General features: G+C 59.1%; 18 protein-coding genes and 1 pseudogene. 12 read left to right on the forward strand and 7 right to left on the reverse strand.

Annotated elements, in window-relative coordinates:
- Positions 1-45: 45 nt before the first annotated feature.
- From Q0V31_RS18635 to Q0V31_RS18650, 4 genes and pseudogenes are all read right to left on the reverse strand, one after another.
- Positions 46-807: a collagen-like protein gene (locus Q0V31_RS18635; protein WP_298190324.1), complete on the reverse strand. Its 762-nt coding sequence runs from the start codon at positions 805-807 to the stop codon at positions 46-48.
- Positions 800-1,114, reverse strand: a complete 315-nt coding sequence (locus tag Q0V31_RS18640; protein ID WP_298190326.1) for a DUF1145 domain-containing protein — start codon at positions 1,112-1,114, stop codon at positions 800-802. Before Q0V31_RS18640 ends, Q0V31_RS18635 begins: the two co-directional genes overlap by 8 nt.
- 187 nt (positions 1,115-1,301) lie before the next feature.
- The gene (locus Q0V31_RS18645; RefSeq protein WP_298190328.1) at positions 1,302-2,033 is read right to left on the reverse strand and encodes an OmpA family protein; all 732 of its coding nucleotides are present in this window, start codon (positions 2,031-2,033) and stop codon (positions 1,302-1,304) included.
- 124 nt (positions 2,034-2,157) lie between these two features.
- A pseudogene (locus Q0V31_RS18650) lies at positions 2,158-2,511 on the reverse strand (OmpA family protein); the annotation flags it as partial.
- Between the two features lie 440 nt (positions 2,512-2,951).
- Here Q0V31_RS18650 and Q0V31_RS18655 point away from each other — a divergent pair.
- Together Q0V31_RS18655 and Q0V31_RS18660 are read left to right on the forward strand one after the other, a co-directional pair.
- A complete protein-coding gene (locus Q0V31_RS18655; protein ID WP_298190331.1) occupies positions 2,952-3,449 on the forward strand; it encodes a DUF6231 family protein in 498 nt (165 codons plus the stop codon).
- Between the two features lie 4 nt (positions 3,450-3,453).
- On the forward strand, positions 3,454-3,924 hold the full coding sequence (locus Q0V31_RS18660) for a YchJ family protein (protein WP_298190334.1): 471 nt from the start codon (positions 3,454-3,456) through the stop codon (positions 3,922-3,924).
- 61 nt (positions 3,925-3,985) lie between these two features.
- On the opposite strand, the gene Q0V31_RS18665 is transcribed toward Q0V31_RS18660, so the two are convergent.
- A complete protein-coding gene (locus Q0V31_RS18665) occupies positions 3,986-4,573 on the reverse strand; it encodes a hypothetical protein (RefSeq protein ID WP_298190338.1) in 588 nt (195 codons plus the stop codon).
- A 112-nt stretch (positions 4,574-4,685) separates the two neighbouring features.
- On the opposite strand from Q0V31_RS18665, the gene Q0V31_RS18670 reads away from it, so the two are divergent.
- The 5 genes from Q0V31_RS18670 to nadE all read left to right on the forward strand — a co-directional run bounded on the left by Q0V31_RS18670 (position 4,686) and on the right by nadE (position 9,655).
- Positions 4,686-5,183: an LEA type 2 family protein gene (locus tag Q0V31_RS18670; protein ID WP_298191140.1), complete on the forward strand. Its 498-nt coding sequence runs from the start codon at positions 4,686-4,688 to the stop codon at positions 5,181-5,183.
- A gap of 5 nt (positions 5,184-5,188) precedes the next feature.
- The gene (locus tag Q0V31_RS18675) at positions 5,189-5,398 is read left to right on the forward strand and encodes an SEC-C metal-binding domain-containing protein (RefSeq protein ID WP_298190340.1); all 210 of its coding nucleotides are present in this window, start codon (positions 5,189-5,191) and stop codon (positions 5,396-5,398) included.
- A 7-nt stretch (positions 5,399-5,405) separates the two neighbouring features.
- A complete protein-coding gene (locus tag Q0V31_RS18680) occupies positions 5,406-5,867 on the forward strand; it encodes a DUF2489 domain-containing protein (RefSeq protein ID WP_298190342.1) in 462 nt (153 codons plus the stop codon).
- 132 nt (positions 5,868-5,999) lie between these two features.
- Complete coding sequence (locus Q0V31_RS18685; protein WP_298190344.1) at positions 6,000-8,537, forward strand: penicillin acylase family protein; 2,538 nt, start codon at positions 6,000-6,002, stop codon at positions 8,535-8,537.
- Positions 8,538-8,827: 290 nt separating this feature from the next.
- Positions 8,828-9,655, forward strand: a complete 828-nt coding sequence (gene nadE / locus Q0V31_RS18690; RefSeq protein WP_298190345.1) for an ammonia-dependent NAD(+) synthetase — start codon at positions 8,828-8,830, stop codon at positions 9,653-9,655.
- 50 nt (positions 9,656-9,705) lie between these two features.
- On the opposite strand, the gene dcd is transcribed toward nadE, so the two are convergent.
- The gene (dcd, locus tag Q0V31_RS18695) at positions 9,706-10,272 is read right to left on the reverse strand and encodes a dCTP deaminase (RefSeq protein WP_298190347.1); all 567 of its coding nucleotides are present in this window, start codon (positions 10,270-10,272) and stop codon (positions 9,706-9,708) included.
- 322 nt (positions 10,273-10,594) lie between these two features.
- Here dcd and Q0V31_RS18700 point away from each other — a divergent pair, with 322 nt between their 5' ends.
- Complete coding sequence (locus Q0V31_RS18700; protein ID WP_090242762.1) at positions 10,595-10,804, forward strand: cold-shock protein; 210 nt, start codon at positions 10,595-10,597, stop codon at positions 10,802-10,804.
- 109 nt (positions 10,805-10,913) lie between these two features.
- Here Q0V31_RS18700 and apbC read toward each other — a convergent pair whose 3' ends face one another.
- Positions 10,914-12,005, reverse strand: coding sequence for an iron-sulfur cluster carrier protein ApbC (gene apbC / locus Q0V31_RS18705; RefSeq protein ID WP_298190356.1), 1,092 nt, complete (start codon positions 12,003-12,005; stop codon positions 10,914-10,916).
- 193 nt (positions 12,006-12,198) lie between these two features.
- Here apbC and metG point away from each other — a divergent pair, with 193 nt between their 5' ends.
- The 4 genes from metG (at position 12,199) to rsxC (ending at position 18,266) form a co-directional block, all read left to right on the forward strand.
- A complete protein-coding gene (gene metG / locus Q0V31_RS18710) occupies positions 12,199-14,241 on the forward strand; it encodes a methionine--tRNA ligase (RefSeq protein ID WP_298190358.1) in 2,043 nt (680 codons plus the stop codon).
- 157 nt (positions 14,242-14,398) lie between these two features.
- On the forward strand, positions 14,399-14,983 hold the full coding sequence (gene rsxA, locus Q0V31_RS18715; RefSeq protein ID WP_298190360.1) for an electron transport complex subunit RsxA: 585 nt from the start codon (positions 14,399-14,401) through the stop codon (positions 14,981-14,983).
- Positions 14,980-15,555 (forward strand): electron transport complex subunit RsxB, encoded by a 576-nt coding sequence (gene rsxB / locus Q0V31_RS18720; RefSeq protein ID WP_298190362.1) that lies wholly within the window; start codon positions 14,980-14,982, stop codon positions 15,553-15,555. The genes rsxA and rsxB overlap by 4 nt, the downstream gene beginning before the upstream one ends.
- A complete protein-coding gene (gene rsxC / locus Q0V31_RS18725; RefSeq protein ID WP_298190364.1) occupies positions 15,552-18,266 on the forward strand; it encodes an electron transport complex subunit RsxC in 2,715 nt (904 codons plus the stop codon). Before rsxB ends, rsxC begins: the two co-directional genes overlap by 4 nt.
- Positions 18,267-18,272 lie beyond the last annotated feature (6 nt).

Genomic DNA, 18,272 nt, shown 5'->3' on the forward strand with positions numbered 1-18,272 from the left:
CCAGCTAACTGCAGTCAGAGGGCCGCGGTTAGCTGGGCAGAGCGATTAGAACCGCACAACATTCAGCGCACCGGCCGGGCCGGCCTCACCAGCACGTCCTGCCTGCCCGGGCTTACCGTCACGAGCACCGTCGGTGCTGTACACCCAACAGCCCTTGCTCATGCCACCTTGGCCAGCAGCACCCGGCGCCCCCGGTTGACCGCCACTACCGCCGTCCACACGCACCTGCAACTGCTCAACCGGGAAACCCTGCGGCACTTCCAAGCGGACCTGGGCACCGGCGGCTCCCGGCTGGCCGTCACCACCATCCAAACCATCATGGCCGCCACTGGCCTCACCCCATGTGCAGCCACCTGGCTTACCATCCGCCCCGGCAAGGCCGGCATAACCAGGCGCACCCGCACCGCCGCGGGCATCCAGGATCAGACTCTCCACGGTCACGACCTGCAAGCGCACACTCAGGTCGCGCCCCGGCAGTGCGGGGGTTTCCGCGCCGCCCTGGGCACCACGCGCACTGATCTGCGCACCACTGGCAATCTCGGCATTTGCCACTTCGAGGCGCAGCGCCTGCTCACTCGGGGCTATCGCCAGACGCGCTTCGCGCCCTAAACGCAGCTGCGCCACGCGAATTTCGGTCAATCCTGCAGGAATCAACAAGGTGCCGTGGTCGGCGATTTCCAGACGATCCAGCAGCAACACACTGGTATTGCTCGGCAGTCGCATAAAGGCATGGGAGTCGACTTCAATCACCGCCTGGGCCAACACCAGGGGGCTAAACAGTGCAGTGAGAGCGAGTAACTTACGCATTTCCGGCCTCCATCTGCAGTGTTTCCTGTGGCTCGGCGGCAGTCACCGCCGCTTGCTCAACTGGCAAACCCAGCAACTGGAAAATCCCGAACAACATGACCTGCATACGCTCCTGAGCCGGCTTGGGGCAAGCGGCAATACGCGCATTAAAAAACCACAGTTCCAGTGCATGAATCAGCAGAATCAAAGCGCCCGCAGCGTTCAACAACAGTGCAAAAGGCTGTGCGAAAGGTTGCAGCAGGTTCGCCAGTACGACGCCCCAAAATAATGCCGTCAGGCCCTTTGCTACAGTCAGAAATGCTTTCATACCCGCCCCTGGCAGTTTTTATTTCGCTGCACCATATCTGCTTTAGGGGTGTGCTGCCAGAGACCAGTAAAAACCATGAAGGCTGAATGCCCTCATAGCTTTACTGGGTTGAGACTGCCTTCTTGTAAGCAGGCCGCGCGAACCAACTCAGCGGAATTCGCAGTGACCAACTAGCCCGTCACCTCAATTATGGCTGCGCTTCAACCTCCGCTTCGACGCGGCGATTGATCGCTCGCCCGGACTCGCTTTGATTATCTGCAACCGGCCGCGACTCACCATAGCCAACCGATGAAACCCTGTTGCTATCGATACCATGCTGGTTGACCAGCACATCACGCACCGCATTGGCACGGCGCTCGGATAGCCCCTGGTTATACGCTTCACTGCCAATGGCGTCGGTATGACCTTCAACGGTCGTGGTGGTTTGCGGGTACTGTTTCATAAAGTCGGCAAGGCTTTTGATATCCGCCTGACTGCCTTCTTTAACATTGGACTTGTTGAAATCGAATTTCACATCCAGCTCTACCCGCACCGGCTCCACAACCTCGACGGGCTCTGCTGCGGCAGGCGTACTGGCATATTCTTTAATCGGACAGCCGTTGTTATGCACCGGCGTATTAAGAGGCGTTCCTGGGCAACGGTCACGACGATCAAACACACCGTCGTCGTCTTCGTCGCCATCTTGGGCGTAGCAAATCAGCGAGCCAATGACCGCACCGGCCAAGGCACCACCTGCTGCCCATGTAGAACTTTCGATTGCGCCCAAACCAGCACCGGTCAGACCGCCAATTGCACTGCACAGGGGCCAGTTCCCTTGGTTGAGCGGCGCACCTCCTGTACTGGAAGTACTCACGCAACCTGAAAGAACACTGCTGACCAAGAGAACGGGGGCTAGCCCCATCATGGATCTAACTCTCATGGTACGAATCTCCTGTATTGCCGGCTACAGCCGGTACATAGGAGTAAAGACCTACCCATAGAACTGCACAAGCCAGGCCCTAAGGGTCTGGCTTGTTTTCTGCCGAAAGCCTTGAATCAGGCAATCAAGGACGCGCTTCTACTTCTGCTTCTACGCGGCGGTTGACGGCGCGACCGTCAGCACTGGCGTTGTCCGCTACCGGACGAGTTTCGCCATAGCCCACTGCATTAACGCGCTCACCGCCTACGCCATACTGGTTAACCAGCACATCACGCACGGCATTCGCGCGCCGCTCAGACAGGGTCTGGTTGTATGCGTCGCTACCCACGGAGTCAGTGTGTCCTTCAACCACGGTGGTGGTTTGCGGGTATTGGGTCAGGAAGTCAGCCAGGTTCTTGATGTCACCATAGCTTTCAGGCTTCACCTGAGCCTTGTCGAAGTCGAACTTGACATCCAACTCAACACGCACGGCCTCAGCGGGTTCAGCCATGGCCACTGGCTCTTCCATAACCTCTTCCACCATCACAACCTGCTCTTCGCCGGCGCCGTGCACCCAGCAATAAGCAGCCGCCATACCGGCACCAACGAGTGCGCCGCCACCAGCCCAAGTAGAACTTTCAATAGCGCCCAGAGCTGCACCGCCCACACCGCCAATCGCGGCACAGGTTGGCCAATCAGTTTTCTGCACGCCGGCACAACCGGTTAATAAGGTACTCGCGACAATCAGGGGTAATGCTTTCCTGGTGATGCTCATATGTAAGTCTCCTATTGGTAAATCGGTAAAAACCGATACTGACAAAGTAAAGACGCCAGTAACAAAATATGCCAGAGAATATACAAACACATTAGTAGCACGATCGGCACTAGGCTGCTGTGCCACTGCACGTTAGTCTTCGCTTACTAAAGTGAGGATGTGCCATGCCTGCAACCCCTTCATCCCGGACACCGCAACAAGCCCTTGCCGCACTATTGGCGCGCTACACGCCAACACGCCTACTGCTAGTCGGAAGCCAAGAATTACCTGCGATTGATGCCTTTAGCCAAGCCCATCCAGACTGCCATATCACCTACACCGAGGCCGGAGCCCTACCCAGCGAAGTAGCCGCACAACGTTTCGATCTAGCGCTGATTGTCGATTGCCTTGAGCATCTGCCGAAACGGGCAGGGCTGGAATTACTCGGTGGTATTCGCAACTTGAATGCCAGCCGCATGGCCGTGCTGGTCGACCTGCAAGCCTGTGATTGGCAAGAAACAGACTTTTTCGCCCTGGCCCTGCAGGCCAGTGAGAACTTCCAGCGCGATCAGCAGACACTCAACTTATTCACTTATGACCTGCTCGATTACAAGCAAGTACCTGACTGGCTAAATGCCAAGTTTTGGGCCAACCCGGAAAATTTCGGTAAGTACTGGTGGTAAATCAATGAACAGCACTGCCTGCCCCTGCGGCAGCGGCCAACTGCTAACACTTTGCTGCGGCCGCTATCACGCTGGCACTGCGCCAGCCAGCGCCGAAGCCTTGATGCGCTCACGCTACAGTGCCTACGCCCTTGGGCTGGTCGACTATTTAGTGCGCAGTACCCTGCCGGCCCAGCAAGCCGGTCTCGACCAAGAGGCCATCCAAACCTGGAGTTTGCGCAGCACCTGGCTTGGGCTTGAAGTACATGAGGCCCAACTAATCGAGGGCGAACCCCAGCACGCTTACGTCACCTTTACCGCGCACTGGCGTGACGACGGCGGCGAACACAGCCATCGCGAACGCTCGGCATTCGTGCGCAATAACGGTAACTGGTACTTCATTGATCCTACTGTTGAGACCAAGCTCGGCCGTAATGATCCATGCCCTTGCAGCAGCGGGCTGAAGTTCAAAAAATGCTGTGCCAGCTATTTTTGATAGCGCTGAGAGACTCACTCACGCAGAGGGCAACCAACCGCTGCGCCCTGCGCCACTCAGGTTAATCCTGCAATTTCAGATGAGAGATATCAGGCGGTGGCCCGGCAGGGGCTTTTTTCGCCTCCCCCATATCACTGCCAGGTGGTGCCAGGCTGAACTGCGACAGATCCAGCTCGGGAGCCGCTGCCTGCGGCTTACCATCCTGCACATCATCGCCCAGCGGCGCGATGCCAAAATCCGGGGCATCCACATCAGCAAACGCGGCCATGTACTCATCACGCGGGGTTACCTGCAAGCGCCCGCCAGGCGTGCTGGTGCCTGCGGCCTCAGCAGGCCGAGCATCCGCGACATCGGCAGTGACAGCGGCGGAGAGCGGAGATGCGCCAGGCGGGGCGGCCAACTCTATCTCTTCGATTTCATCGTCAATGCAGGTCACTTCAACCACGGCACCGGCGCGCTCTAGCGTCGAGCGATATTTCTCCGCTCCAGCCGCATCCAAGTTGCTCTTGATTACGATGCGCCGCCCGGAAAACAACAACGCCAAGCGCTGCTCATCGGCCTGAAACAGCTTAGCCAGGTTGGCTTTCACCAACTCCAGCTGAGCCCCCGAAACCAATTGCGCACTGAAGGCAATTTCGTAGCGAGCCATGGTCATACTCCTGTCCTATTCGCAGCTCAGTATGGCGCAGGTTTTTTTACCGCCACAACAGGTGGCAGCCAAGCGCTTGCTTGTTACACTGGTGCGTCATTCGGAGTATGCAATGTTTTCTCAGGCGCAAACGATAAGAACACTCAGCCTATTGCTATTTTTTGGCCTTTTTACTGGTCTCAGCGGTTGCTCCTCTTGGTCATCAGGCGAGTTTAAAGATCCTGAAGTCCGCTTGGTCAACGTCGACGTGGTCAAGGCCAAGCTGCTGGAGCAGCACTTCATGCTGCGCTTTCGCATCGACAACCCCAATAATTTCAGCCTGCCGGTGCGCGGGCTGGACTACGTGGTGCATTTAAATCAGGTAAAACTGGCTGAAGGTGAATCGAACGCCTCCTTCACCGTGCCTGCTCATGGCCATTACAGCTTCAACGTTCCGGTACGCACCAATCTCTGGCGACACCTGCGAAAAATCGTCAAAGCCCTGGAAAAACCTGAAGAGCCCATACCCTATCGCTTGCAAGGCGCGGTCAAAACCGGCTGGTTGTTCGGACGGAGCGTGCACATGTCGCGCAATGGCGAGATAATTCCCGGCGATTACCTCCAGGAGTAGCTCGCATGACCCAGCAAGATCACGTTCACGGCCCTGACTGCAACCACGACCACGCTCATAGCCACGACCACAGCCATGATCATGGCCATGTACATGGGCCAGATTGTAATCACGGCCATCAAGAGCCTGTGCGCAACGCCCTGAAAGACGTTGGCCGCAACGACCCCTGCCCGTGCGGCAGCCAGAAGAAATTCAAAAAATGCCACGGCGCATAGGCCTGTCATGAACGACCTCACCCTGCTCGCACTGAGCGCCGGTGCCGTGCTGATTAGCGCACTGGCGCTTTACGCCCTGCTGCTATGGCGCCGCGTATGGAGCAAGGAAAAAGCACAGGCCGAAGCGCTCAATACGCAACGCGAGCGAATCGCCGATGATTTACACATTCTCGCCAGCAGCTTGCTTGATGGCCAGCTGCCGCTGATCGAGGGTGCGATTCGGATCAAGGTGCTGCTGGATAACTACGACAGCAGTCTCAGTCAGAATCAGCGCTGTGAGGTTTTTCACCAGTTGTTTGCGGAAACCGCCCAAGTGCCCACCCACGCGGAGTGGAAGGCTTTGGAGAAAAGCGTGCGCCGCCAGCATGAGCAGCACTTCAGTGAGCTGGAGTTGCAGCACAAGGCAGCCGCCCGCGCTGCTGCCCGCTGGCTGCTCGATGAAGCCCTGCCAATCCGCCAAAGCGCCTGATTTCACCCGCCATGCTCCTTGTCAGGCGCATGGCCCCTGGCTAACGTAGTACCTCCGCACCGATACGCCACCGCACTGTCCGGAAGGCGCAGAATCAACCTGATCGTTTTCCATCCGCAAGGAGCTTGCTGCATGTTAGCGCGCGCGTTACGCCCCATGGCCCACCTCAGCCTCGCCGCCGTACTAACGGCAGTCGTAGCGCTGAGTGGCTGCCAGTCACTCCTGCACAGCCGCTACAGCGACAGCGTGCCCCCGGATCAAGGCATCGTCCGGGTCAAAGGCCTGGCGCAAAGCGTGGTAATCCGCCGCAACCCGCTGGGTATGCCGCTGATCGAAACCACTACCTTCCATGACGCCCTGTTCGCCCTGGGCTACGTGCATGCCAGCGACCGCCTCAGCCAGATGGTTGGCCTGCGTTTGCTGGCCGAAGGCCGCTTGGCTGAAATGGCCGGTCCTGGTGTATTGGAAATTGACCGTTTCATGCGCGCGGTCAACCTCAAGAAAAGCGCCGAGGTGCTCTACAGCAACGCCTCGCCGCGGATCAAACGCTTCTTCGAGGTCTACGCACGCGGGGTTAACGCCTACCTGTTCCGCTACCGCGACAAGCTACCGATGGACCTGGCCGAGTCCAGCTACCGCCCGGCGTACTGGAAAGCCGAAGACTCGGCGCTAGTGTTCTGCCTGCTGAATTTCGGTCTATCGGTGAACCTGCAGGAAGAAATCGCCGCACTGCTACTCGCGCAAAAAGTCGGCAGCGAGCAACTCGCCTGGCTGCTACCGACCTACCCCGACGAACCCTTGCCACTTGAGGAAGCCGCCAAGCTCAAGGGGCTCAACCTTAATGGCCAACTGGCCGGCTTGAGCGAGATCAGCGCGGCTGTCAGCCAATTTGCCGACGCGCATATGCTCGGTGTTGCGGCGTCCAACAACTGGGCCTTCGCCCCACAACGCACGCGCAGCGGCAAAAGCCTGCTGGCCAACGACACCCACATGCCACTGTCGATGCCGTCAGTGTGGAATTTCGTGCAAATCCGCTCGCCCAAATACCAGGCTGCGGGCGTATCAATTGCCGGCGTGCCCGCCGTGGTGGCCGGTTTCAACGGCAAGCTGGGCTGGGGCATGACCATGGTCATGGGCGACAATCAGGACCTATTCCTTGAGCAGGTCAGACGCCAGAATGGCCGCCTGCACTACCTGGCCGACGGCAAATGGCTGCCCGCACAAGAGCGCCAGGAGACCTTCTTCATCAAGGGGCAACGGCCAATCCGCGAGAGCATTTTCGAAACCCGCCACGGCCCGCTGTTGAACTCGGTACTGGGCGAGCGCAAACATATGCTGCAGCCCATGCAACTGAGCAGCGGCTATGGCCTGGCACTGAAAACCAGCCAACTCGAAGCCGACCAGACCCTCGATGCCTTCTTCGACTTGTCGCGCGCGCAGTCGGTCGAACAGGCCTTTGATGCCACCCGTGAAATCCGCGCCATGCCGCTGAATATGGTGTTTGCCGATGCCCAACATATCGGCTGGCAAGTTACCGGGCGCTTCCCCAATCGCCGCGAGGGCTTAGGCCTGATGCCTTCCCCCGGCTGGAATAGCCAGTACGAGTGGGATGGTTTCGCCGACCCCATGCTGCACCCCTACGATCAAGACCCCGCGCAAGGCTGGCTAGGCACCGCCAACCAACGCACGGTACCGCGTGGCTATGGCATGCAGCTGTCCAACTCCTGGTTCTACCCCGAGCGCGCCGAACGCATTGCCGCGCTGGCTGCAACAGGCAAACATGACACCCAGAGCACGATCGCCATGCAATACGATCAGTCCTCGCCTTTTGTCGCCAAGCTGCAGAGCATGTTCAGCGCCCCCGGCATGGCCGAAGGCCTGAAAGCCGCCATTGACGCCCTGCCGCCCGCAGACCGCAGCAAAGCCCGCGAAGCGCATAACAGGCTGATGAAGTTCGACGGCAAGATGCTCGCCACCTCGGCAGACGCTGCGCTGTACAGCGCCCTCCTCTACCAGAGCGCGCGGGAAACCTTCCTCGACGAGCTTGGCCCGGACACTACTCCAGCCTGGAAAGCCCTGGTCGAAACCGCCAACAACTCCTACTCGGCCCAGGCTGATCACTTACTGGGCCGCGAAGACAGCCCGTTCTGGAATGACCGCCGCACCGCGCAGCAAGAAGACAAACCAGCCATTCTGGCGCGCAGCCTGGCAGGTGCAGTTGCATTACTGGAAAGCAAGCTGGGCAATGAGCGTAGCGCCTGGCAGTGGGGCAAGCTGCACACCTACAACTGGACCACCGAGACCAGCCAACTGGCGCCGTACATGAGCGCCAGCCAGCGCAGCAGCATCAATGCCATCAAGGGCTATCTGGATCGCGGCCCTTATCCGGCAGGCGGCGACCACAGCACGCTGAACGTGGCGGCTTACAACTGGGGCGAGAACTTCGACACCTGGCTGATTCCCGCCATGCGTATCGTCGTCGACTTCGGCCGCAAGGAGCCGCTGATCGGCCTCAACAGCTCAGGCCAGTCCGGCAACCCTGCCAGCAAACACTACGCCGACGGTATCGATGCCTGGCTCAAGGGCGGTTATATGAGTTTCCCTTTACAGCCGCAGAACCTCGATAAGGTGTACGGCAACCAGCGCCTGCTGCTGATGCCGGCGAACTAAAGTGGGACGCGACTAATCGACCGTTCGTCGGCAGTCGCTGAACCAATCCAGCAACTGCCGCTCTGAAATGTTGACTTACTCCACGCATCATCGTTTTAGGGCGCTTCTAGCGCCCTTTCTTTTGCCTGCGATTTAACACCTCAACAAGCTCTGCATGCAGCTCTAGCGTGCACTTTACCGCTGGTTCAACGTAAGCTTTGCGCCTTGTGCCAACGCTTGATGCCATACAGCCGGGTATTTCCACCGCGCAACCGCACAAGCCGTCTGTTCTGTTCTCTGAGGACTTTGAAATGAGCAACCGCCAAGCCGAAATTGCCGCAGCGCTCGACGTGGTGCCGCCCTTTGCCGACCAAGCTGCACTGGTCGCGCAGATCCACCGGCGCAAAACCTTTATCAAAAACTGCCTGAAAAATTCAGGACTGAAGGTATTGGTGCTGGGCATCAGCGGCGGCGTCGACTCGCTAACTGCCGGCCGCCTGGCACAGCTATCAGTTGAAGAGTTACGCGAAGAAAGCGGCGACCCGGCCTACCGTTTTATTGCCGTACGCCTGCCTCACGGTACCCAGCACGACGAGGATGATGCCCAGGCCTCCCTGCAATTTATCCGCGCCGACGAAGAAGACACCGTGAATATCGAAGGCAGCGTACTGGGCCTCGGCGAGCAGGTCAGCCACCTGCAGAACCTCAGCGAGGCTCGCCGAGACTTTGTCATGGGCAATGTCAAAGCACGGATTCGCATGGTCGCTCAGTTCACCATCGCCAACGCCAACAACGGCCTGGTAATCGGCACCGACCACGCCGCCGAAGCAGTGATGGGCTTCTTCACCAAGTTTGGTGACGGTGCGTGCGACCTTGCGCCACTGTCCGGCCTGGTCAAAGGTCAGGTACGCGCCATCGCCAGCCATCTCGGCGCACCGGAAAGCCTGGTATTCAAGGTGCCAACTGCGGACTTGGAAGAACTGCGCCCCGGCAAACCTGACGAGGAAGCACATGGCGTTAGCTATACCGAAATCGATGCCTTCCTCCACGGTCTATCAGTGCGCGAAGAGGCCTACAACATTATCGTGCGCACCTACGACAACACCCGCCACAAGCGCGAGCTGCCTCTGGCACCATAAATAGAGCGCACAAAAAAGCCGGGCATCGCCCGGCTTTTTATCTTCTGGAGTTATGCACGCGGCAAGGTCACGCCACGCTGGCCTTGATACTTACCGCCACGATCCTTGTAGGACACCTCACAAGGCTCATCCGACTGCAGGAACAGCATCTGCGCCACACCCTCGTTGGCGTAGATCTTCGCCGGCAAGGTAGTGGTGTTGGAAAACTCCAGGGTCACATGGCCTTCCCACTCGGGTTCGAGCGGGGTGACGTTGACGATGATGCCGCAGCGCGCATACGTGCTCTTGCCCAGGCAGATAGTCAGCACATCACGGGGAATGCGAAAGAACTCAACCGTTCGCGCCAGGGCGAAGGAGTTCGGCGGGATGATGCACACATCGCTTTTCACATCGACAAAGCTCTTCTCATCGAAGTTCTTCGGGTCGACAGTCGCCGAGTTGATGTTGGTGAACACCTTAAATTCATCCGCGCAACGGACGTCGTAACCGTAACTGGAGACGCCGTAGGAAATCAGTGGCTGCGCGCCCTCAACCCGAACCTGGCGCTCGACGAAAGGCTCGATCATGCCGTGCTCTTGAGCCATGCGGCGAATCCACTTATCCGATTTAATGCTCATGGCGGCTGTCCTGCTATAGCGAAGGGTGAAAAGTGCACGCATCTTACCGGGCCTGACGACTCGGTTCAAAGGCTCTGAAAACAGCCATAAAGCAAATCATCAAAAATCAGCCCATCGCTAAATAACAGAAAGATGCACAGAGCATTCGCGCTTAGCGCTAAAAGCGGGTATTGTGTGCCCCACTGTGCTGCATGTGTCACCGCGAATCGCTTCATGATGCCTAGATTTCGATCCAAACATCGTCCGACTCCTAGTACTCGTTGCACTCAGTCCCGGCCTGGGCTTTTCCAGGGCTGTTAATAAAATCTTTAGGAGACATAACATGTCGAATCGTCAAAATGGCACCGTTAAGTGGTTCAACGATGAGAAAGGCTACGGCTTCATCACCCCTCAGTCCGGTGACGACCTGTTCGTACACTTCAAAGCTATCCAGAGCGATGGCTTCAAGAGCCTGAAAGAAGGCCAGGCAGTGACTTTCGTCGCTACCCGTGGTCAGAAAGGCATGCAGGCTGAGGAAGTTCAGGTTGTATAACCTGCACTAACCTCGCTTGATAAAAAGCCCCGCCATGTGCGGGGCTTTTTTGTGGGCGCTTATTTATCTGCGCGCAAGGTGTGGCGCACGTGCATGCGCCACTGACAGATCAATCTTCGCTGATGACGATGTTCGGCATTGCCTGCTGGCCGGCACCCTGAGCGATACGCGCACCGACATTACGTGCCGTTTCCTGGTAGATCATCGCAATCTGGCTTTCCGGATCTGCCACAGCGGTCGGCTTGCCGCCATCGGACTGCATGCGAATGGCCATCGACAGTGGCAGTGATGCCAGCAAATCGACACCAAACTGCGCAGCCAGCTTCTCGCCACCACCCTCACCGAACAGATGCTCAGCATGCCCACAGCTCGAGCAGATATGCACGGCCATATTCTCCACCACGCCCAGCACCGGAATATTCACCTTGCGGAACATTTCCACACCCTTCTTGGCATCCAGCAAGGCCAGATCCTGCGGTGTGGTGACGATCACTGCACCGGCCACTGGCACTTTCTGCGCCAAGGTCAGCTGGATATCGCCCGTACCAGGCGGCATATCCACCACCAAATAATCCAAATCATTCCAGGCGGTCTGGGTGATCAGCTGCATCAGCGCACCAGAGACCATCGGTCCGCGCCAGACCACCGGGGTGTTTTCATCGGTGAGAAAGGCCATCGACATCACCTCCACACCATGCGCCTTGAGCGGCACAAACCACTTTTGATCCTTCACCTGTGGCCGCGTGCCTTCAGGGATACCGAACATGATGCCCTGGCTCGGCCCATAGATATCGGCATCCAGAATGCCGACCTTGGCACCTTCACGCGCCAGCGCCAGTGCCAAGTTGGCCGCAGTGGTGGATTTACCGACGCCACCCTTACCGGACGCCACGGCAATCACGTTTTTCACATTGCTCAGCGCCGGCACCTGATCCTGCGCCTTGTGCGCCTCGACCACGCAATCGACCTGCACCTGCGCACGCTCGACACCTTCGAGGTTTTCCAGGGCCATCTGCAGCATTTGCGCCCAGCCGGTCTTGAACAACCCGGCGGCATAGCCCAGCTGCAGACGCACCTTGACCTGGCCACCCTGAATATCCACCTCACGCAGGCAGCCGGCGCTGACCGGGTCCTGATTCAGGTGCGGATCGGTGTATTGGGACAACGCGGCTTCAACCGCTGCGCGGGTTACGACACTCATGGAAGACTCCGAATGGCTGAGTAAAGCAGGCGGGCATATTAACCCACTGACCAGTCACCGGCGCGCATACACTTATGATTACCCCAGACACCTTGCCGCCTTCGCAGCAGGCATTAACCCTGCGAGGATGAAAAATATCCGCCGCCGCTATATAGTTGCCGGCTTCTCTGAGTTACCAGTGCAGCCAATTCCCATGAGCCAAGCCCGCAAGATTCTCGTTACCAGCGCCCTGCCCTATGCCAACGGTTCGATCCACCTCGGCCATATGCTCGAGTACATCCAGACCGACATGTGGGTGCGTTTCCAGAAGCTGCGCGGCAACCAGGCCATCTATGTCTGTGCCGACGATGCGCATGGCTCGGCGATCATGCTGCGTGCCGAGAAAGAAGGCATCACCCCCGAGCAGTTGATCGCCAACGTACAGGCCGAACACACCGCCGACTTCGCTGACTTTGGGGTGAACTTCGACAACTACCATTCGACCCACTCGGATGAAAACCGTGAGTTGTCGGCGGCCATCTATCTGAAGCTACGTGATGCCGGACATATCGCCACGCGCTCGGTCACTCAGTATTTCGACCCAGAAAAAGGCATGTTCCTCGCCGATCGCTTCATCAAGGGCACCTGCCCCAAGTGCGCGGCCGAAGACCAGTACGGCGACAACTGCGAGAAATGCGGTGCCACCTATGAACCGACCGAACTGAAGAACCCGCGCTCGGCGATCTCCGGCGCTGTACCGGTATTGCGCGACTCCAAGCACTTCTTCTTCAAGCTGCCGGATTTCGAGACCATGCTGAAAAGCTGGACCCGCAGCGGTGCATTGCAGGACGCCGTAGCCAACAAAATCGCCGAGTGGCTGGATTCCGGCCTGCAGGAATGGGACATCAGCCGTGATGCGCCGTACTTTGGCTTTGAAATCCCGGACGAGCCTGGCAAATACTTCTACGTCTGGCTGGACGCCCCCATTGGCTACATGGCCAGCTTCAAAAACCTCTGCGCCCGCACACCTGAACTGGATTTCGATGAGTTCTGGGGCAAAGAGTCCAGCGCCGAGCTGTACCACTTTATCGGCAAGGACATCGTCAATTTCCACACCCTGTTCTGGCCCGCCATGCTCGAAGGCGCCGGTTATCGCAAGCCCACCGCAGTCGCCGTCCACGGCTACCTGACGGTCAACGGCCAGAAGATGTCCAAGTCGCGCGGCACCTTTATCAAGGCGCGCACTTACCTGGATCACCTCAACCCGGAATACCTGCGTTATTACTACGCTGCCAAGCTGGGCCGTGGCGTGGATGACCTTGACCTGAACCTCGAAGACTTTATCCAGAAGGTCAACTCCGACCTGGTCGGTAAGGTGGTGAATATCGCCAGCCGCTGCGCCGGGTTTATCCACAAGGGCAATAATGGCCTGCTCCTGGCGGGCAACATTGCCCCCGAGCTGACCGAGGCCTTTGACGCCGCCACGCCGTCCATCGCCGAGGCCTACGAGGCCCGTGACTTCGCCCGCGCCATGCGCGAAATCATGGCCCTGGCCGACCGTGCCAACGCCTGGATCGCCGACAAAGCACCATGGTCACTGAACAAGCAGGAAGGTAAAGAAGCTGAGGTGCAGGCCATCTGCGCGCTGGGCATCAACCTGTTCCGCCAGCTGGTGATTTTCTTGAAGCCGGTATTGCCGCAACTGGCCAAAGACGCCGAAGCCTTCCTGAATGTCGCGCCATTGACCTGGGATGACCACCAATACCTGCTGGCCGACCATCAGCTCAACCCGTTCAACGCCCTGCTCACCCGTATCGAGCCAACAAAAGTCGACGCCATGATTGAAGCCTCCAAGGAAGACCTGGCCGCCAGCGAAGCCGCACCAGCAGCACAAGGTAATGGCGAGCTGAGCAAAGACCCACTGGCCGCCGAGATCGCCTTTGATGCATTCGCCGCAGTCGATCTGCGTATCGCCCTGATCGAGAAATGCGAGTTCGTTGAAGGCGCCGACAAGCTACTGCGCCTGACCCTGGATATCGGCGACGCCAAGCGTAATGTATTCAGCGGCATCAAGAGCGCCTACCCGGACCCAAGCAAGCTGGAAGGCCGCCTGACCCTGTACGTAGCCAACCTGGCGGCGCGCAAGATGAAGTTCGGTGTTTCCGAGGGCATGGTGCTGGCTGCCGGCCCTGGCGGTGAGGAAATCTACCTGCTCAGCCCCGACAGCGGTGCCAAACCAGGCCAGCGGGTTAAGTAACCCGCTGCGACGGATCAGCGCAGCCAGGGCTCTCTGGCTGCGCTAGCCTTATGCCAACACCTCAGGAACGCTGATCCGGCTTGTATGGCCGCACCGGCTTATCGATAATAAGCACCCTTTTCCTGCGGCCTTTGCCCGTCCATTAACGGAACCTGCAATGACCGAACTCGCCTTGATCATGGTCAGCGCCATCCTGGTTAACAACTTCGTGTTGGTCCAGTTCCTTGGCCTATGCCCGTTTATGGGCGTTTCAAAGAAAATCGAAACGGCGATTGGCCTGTCGCTGGCCACCACCTTCGTGCTGACCCTGGCTGCCATGTGCAGCTACCTGGTGCAGCAGTACGTGCTCAAGCCGCTGGATATCGAATACCTGCGCACCATCAGCTTTATTCTGGTGATTGCCGTGGTGGTGCAGTTCACCGAAATGGTGGTGAACAAGACCAGTCCGCTGCTGTATCGCGTGCTGGGCATCTTCCTGCCGCTGATTACCACCAACTGCATCGTCCTCGGCGTGGCCCTGCTCAACGCCAACAAGGCCGAGTTCACCTTTATCAGCGCCACCGCCAATGGCTTCGCCGCTGGGCTGGGCTTCTCTCTGGTATTGGTGCTGTTCGCCGCCATGCGTGAACGCATTGCGATTGCCGACGTGCCTAAATCCTTCCAGGGCGCAGCCATCGGCATGATCACCGCCGGGTTGATGTCCCTGGCCTTTATGGGCTTCACCGGGCTGATCAAGCTATGAGCCTGGTGCTGATCGCCGTTCTGGCGCTGCTCGCCCTGTGCCTGGTGGCCGGAGCCATCCTCGGTTTCGCTGCGGTGCGTTTTAAGGTTGAGGGCAACCCGATTGCCGAACAGATCAACGCCCTGCTGCCGCAAACCCAGTGCGGCCAATGCGGCTACCCCGGTTGCAAGCCCTACGCCGAGGCCATTGCCGGCGGCGATAAAATCAACAAGTGTCCACCGGGCGGCGAATCGACCATTCAAGCACTAGCTGACCTACTCGATGTAGAAGCCGAGCCGCTGGACGCGGTGGAAGGCGAAAAGCCGCAGATGGTCGCCTATATCCGTGAAGCCGAATGCATTGGCTGCACCAAGTGCATCCAGGCCTGCCCAGTGGATGCCATCGTCGGCGCGGCCAAGCAGATGCACACCGTGATCGTCAGCGAATGCACCGGCTGCGACCTCTGTGTCGAACCCTGCCCGGTGGACTGTATCGACATGCTCGAAGTGGGCAGCAGCGTACAAAGCTGGAAGTGGGAAAAGCCCCTCGCGCCGGGCCAATTGATTGCGAGTGACCGGGGGCAAGCGGCATGACGTTAATGCACAAAGCTGACGCGCTGATTTGGGACATTCCGGGCGGCATTCATCCGGCTGAGCGCAAGGAGCTGTCCAACCGCACGCCCATCCAACCCGCGCCGCTGCCCAAGCGCCTGACCCTGCCACTCAACCAGCATATCGGCGCGCCCGCTGAACCCGTGGTAAGCGTCGGCGAACGCGTACTTAAAGGCCAGTTGATCGCCGCCGCCAACGGCTTTGTCAGCGTACCGGTGCACGCGCCCACCTCCGGCACCGTGAGTTTTATCGGCCCGCAGCCTTACCCGCATGTATCCGGCATGCTCGCTCCCGCCATCGTCATCGACAGCGATAGCCTGGAGCAGTGGTGCGAACTGACGCCCTGCGCGGACTATCAGCAGCTGGAGAACAACGCCCTGCTTGAGCTGATTCGCCAGGCTGGGATCAGCGGCATGGGCGGCGCGGGCTTTCCGACGTCGGTCAAGCTCAATGCACGGCCGACACAGAAAACCCACACGCTGATCATCAACGGCACCGAGTGCGAACCCTATATCACCGCCGATGACCTGCTGATGCGCGAACGCGCCAATGAGCTGGTCTCGGGCATCGACATCCTGGCAAAGCTGATCCAGCCGGAGCAGGTGCTGATCGGTATCGAGGACAACAAACCCGAAGCCATCAGCGCCGTACGTAACGCGCTGGGCGCACGCAGCTATCAGCTCAAGGTGTTCCCGACCAAATACCCCTCGGGTGGCGAGAAGCAGCTGATCCAAATCCTCACCGGAGTGGAAGTGCCCTCAGGCGGTCTACCAGCCGATATCGGCATGCTTTGCCACAACGTCGGCACCTGCGTGGCCATCCATGACGCGGTAATTCTCGGCAAACCGCTGATTTCGCGCATCACGACCCTGACGGGTGCGGCGCTGGCACAACCGATGAACGTCGACGTGTTGCTGGGTACGCCCGTAGGCGAACTGCTGGCATTTGCCGGCCTGGATAAAAGTACACTTAACCGCCTGATCATGGGCGGCCCGATGATGGGTTTTACCCTGCCCGACTTCGCCGTGCCGCTGATCAAGACCACCAACTGCCTACTGGCCAGCACCACCGCCGAGCTGCCGCCACCGCCGCCTGCCATGCCATGCATCCGCTGTGGTGATTGCGCCGAAGCCTGTCCGGCCAGTCTGTTGCCGCAGCAGCTGCACTTCTTCGCCATCGGCCAGGAGCACGAGCAGCTCAAGGCGCATAACCTGTTCGACTGCATCGAATGTGGCGCTTGCGCCTATGTGTGCCCGTCGAGCATCCCCTTGGTGCAGTACTACCGCGCCGCCAAGGGTGAAATTCGTGATCTGGAGCAAAAACAGCTCAAGGCCGAACAGTCCAAACAGCGCTTCGAACTGCGCCAGGAACGCTTGCGTCGCGCCGAAGAGCAAAAAGAAGCCGATCGCCAAGCCCGCGCCGCCAAAGCCGCGCAAGCCAAGGCTGCTCAAGCTCAAGCCGCTTCCACGGCTGGCAGCGATGCAGCAGTAGCCAAGTCAGCGGGCCCGAGCGATGAGCAGAAAAAGCTCAAGATCGAAGCCAGCATGGCCCAGGTGGCGCTGAAGAAAGCTGAAAAACAACTGGCCGCCCACGCCACAGCCGAACTGCAGGCTCAAGTCGACGAACTGCGCAGTGCCGCTGCCGCCGCTCAACTGGCGCTGGACACCGCCATGGCGGCTAATCCACCAGTGCCTGCTGCCCTCCCAGCTGCTGACGATGGTGCACTGAAAAAAGCCAAGATCGACGCCGCCATGCTGCGCGCGCAACTGCGCAAGCTGGAAAAACTCGAAGAGCCCAGCAACGAGCAGCAGGGCGAGCTGCAACAACTGCGCACCCAGCTAAATGCCGCCGAGAAACTGCTGGCCGGCCTGCAAGCCGAGGCACCCGCGCCTGCCGCGCCCGCCACACCGTCTGCAGCCGACGATGGCGCACTGAAAAAAGCCAAGATCGACGCGGCCATGCTCCGCGCACAACTGCGTAAGCTGGAAAAACTCGAAGAGCCCAACAACGAGCAACAGGGCGAACTGCAACAACTGCGCACTCAACTAGAGGCCGCCGAGAAGCTGCTGGCCAGCCTGCAAGCCGAGGCTCCCGCACCTGCCGCGCCCGCCACACCATCTGCAGCCGACGATGGTGCACTGAAAAAAGCCAAAATCGACGCCGCCATGCTGCGCGCACAACTGCGTAAGCTGGAAAAACTCGAAGAGCCCAGCAACGAGCAACAGGCCGAACTGCAACAACTGCGCCCCCAGCTAAATGCCGCCGAGAAGCTGCTGGCCAGCCTGAACGCCGAAGCGCCTGCCACTCCCGCTAAAAACCCAGAAGCCAGCGCCGTCGACCCGCTAAAAAAAGCCAAGATCGAGCTGGCGATGAAGCGCGCAGAACTGAAGAAGGCCGAAAAAGCCGAGGGTGACGAGGCGACACTCAACACCCTGCGTGCGGCATTGGCCCAAGCAGAGCAAGCCCTGCATGAGGCTGAAGCCGCATCTAATAAGCCTGCGCCGGAACTGGTACGCACGGACAAGAAGCCGATAGACGAAGCCACCCGTACGCTAAAAACCGAAGTCGCCTTCGCCCGCGCCGACCTGCGCAAACTCGAGCGTAACGACAGCAGCGCCGCGGATGCACTTGCTACGGCCCGCCAGCGCCTGGCCGACGCCGAGCAGCAACTGGTGGAGCACCAGACCCCATAGATTCGT

Source organism: uncultured Pseudomonas sp. (genome assembly GCF_943846705.1).
Classification (GTDB): domain Bacteria; phylum Pseudomonadota; class Gammaproteobacteria; order Pseudomonadales; family Pseudomonadaceae; genus Aquipseudomonas.

Coding starts and splice junctions, on each gene's coding strand:
- Q0V31_RS18675 (WP_298190340.1), top strand. CDS start 5,189: ATGACCCAGCAAGATCACGTTCACGGCCCTGACTGCAACCACGACCAC.
- rsxC (WP_298190364.1), top strand. CDS start 15,552: ATGACGTTAATGCACAAAGCTGACGCGCTGATTTGGGACATTCCGGGC.
- Q0V31_RS18660 (WP_298190334.1), top strand. CDS start 3,454: ATGAACAGCACTGCCTGCCCCTGCGGCAGCGGCCAACTGCTAACACTT.
- Q0V31_RS18685 (WP_298190344.1), top strand. CDS start 6,000: ATGTTAGCGCGCGCGTTACGCCCCATGGCCCACCTCAGCCTCGCCGCC.
- rsxA (WP_298190360.1), top strand. CDS start 14,399: ATGACCGAACTCGCCTTGATCATGGTCAGCGCCATCCTGGTTAACAAC.
- metG (WP_298190358.1), top strand. CDS start 12,199: ATGAGCCAAGCCCGCAAGATTCTCGTTACCAGCGCCCTGCCCTATGCC.
- Q0V31_RS18640 (WP_298190326.1), bottom strand. CDS start 1,114: ATGAAAGCATTTCTGACTGTAGCAAAGGGCCTGACGGCATTATTTTGG.
- Q0V31_RS18700 (WP_090242762.1), top strand. CDS start 10,595: ATGTCGAATCGTCAAAATGGCACCGTTAAGTGGTTCAACGATGAGAAA.
- Q0V31_RS18655 (WP_298190331.1), top strand. CDS start 2,952: ATGCCTGCAACCCCTTCATCCCGGACACCGCAACAAGCCCTTGCCGCA.
- rsxB (WP_298190362.1), top strand. CDS start 14,980: ATGAGCCTGGTGCTGATCGCCGTTCTGGCGCTGCTCGCCCTGTGCCTG.
- Q0V31_RS18670 (WP_298191140.1), top strand. CDS start 4,686: ATGTTTTCTCAGGCGCAAACGATAAGAACACTCAGCCTATTGCTATTT.
- Q0V31_RS18680 (WP_298190342.1), top strand. CDS start 5,406: ATGAACGACCTCACCCTGCTCGCACTGAGCGCCGGTGCCGTGCTGATT.
- nadE (WP_298190345.1), top strand. CDS start 8,828: ATGAGCAACCGCCAAGCCGAAATTGCCGCAGCGCTCGACGTGGTGCCG.
- Q0V31_RS18635 (WP_298190324.1), bottom strand. CDS start 807: ATGCGTAAGTTACTCGCTCTCACTGCACTGTTTAGCCCCCTGGTGTTG.
- Q0V31_RS18645 (WP_298190328.1), bottom strand. CDS start 2,033: ATGAGAGTTAGATCCATGATGGGGCTAGCCCCCGTTCTCTTGGTCAGC.
- Q0V31_RS18665 (WP_298190338.1), bottom strand. CDS start 4,573: ATGGCTCGCTACGAAATTGCCTTCAGTGCGCAATTGGTTTCGGGGGCT.
- apbC (WP_298190356.1), bottom strand. CDS start 12,005: ATGAGTGTCGTAACCCGCGCAGCGGTTGAAGCCGCGTTGTCCCAATAC.
- dcd (WP_298190347.1), bottom strand. CDS start 10,272: ATGAGCATTAAATCGGATAAGTGGATTCGCCGCATGGCTCAAGAGCAC.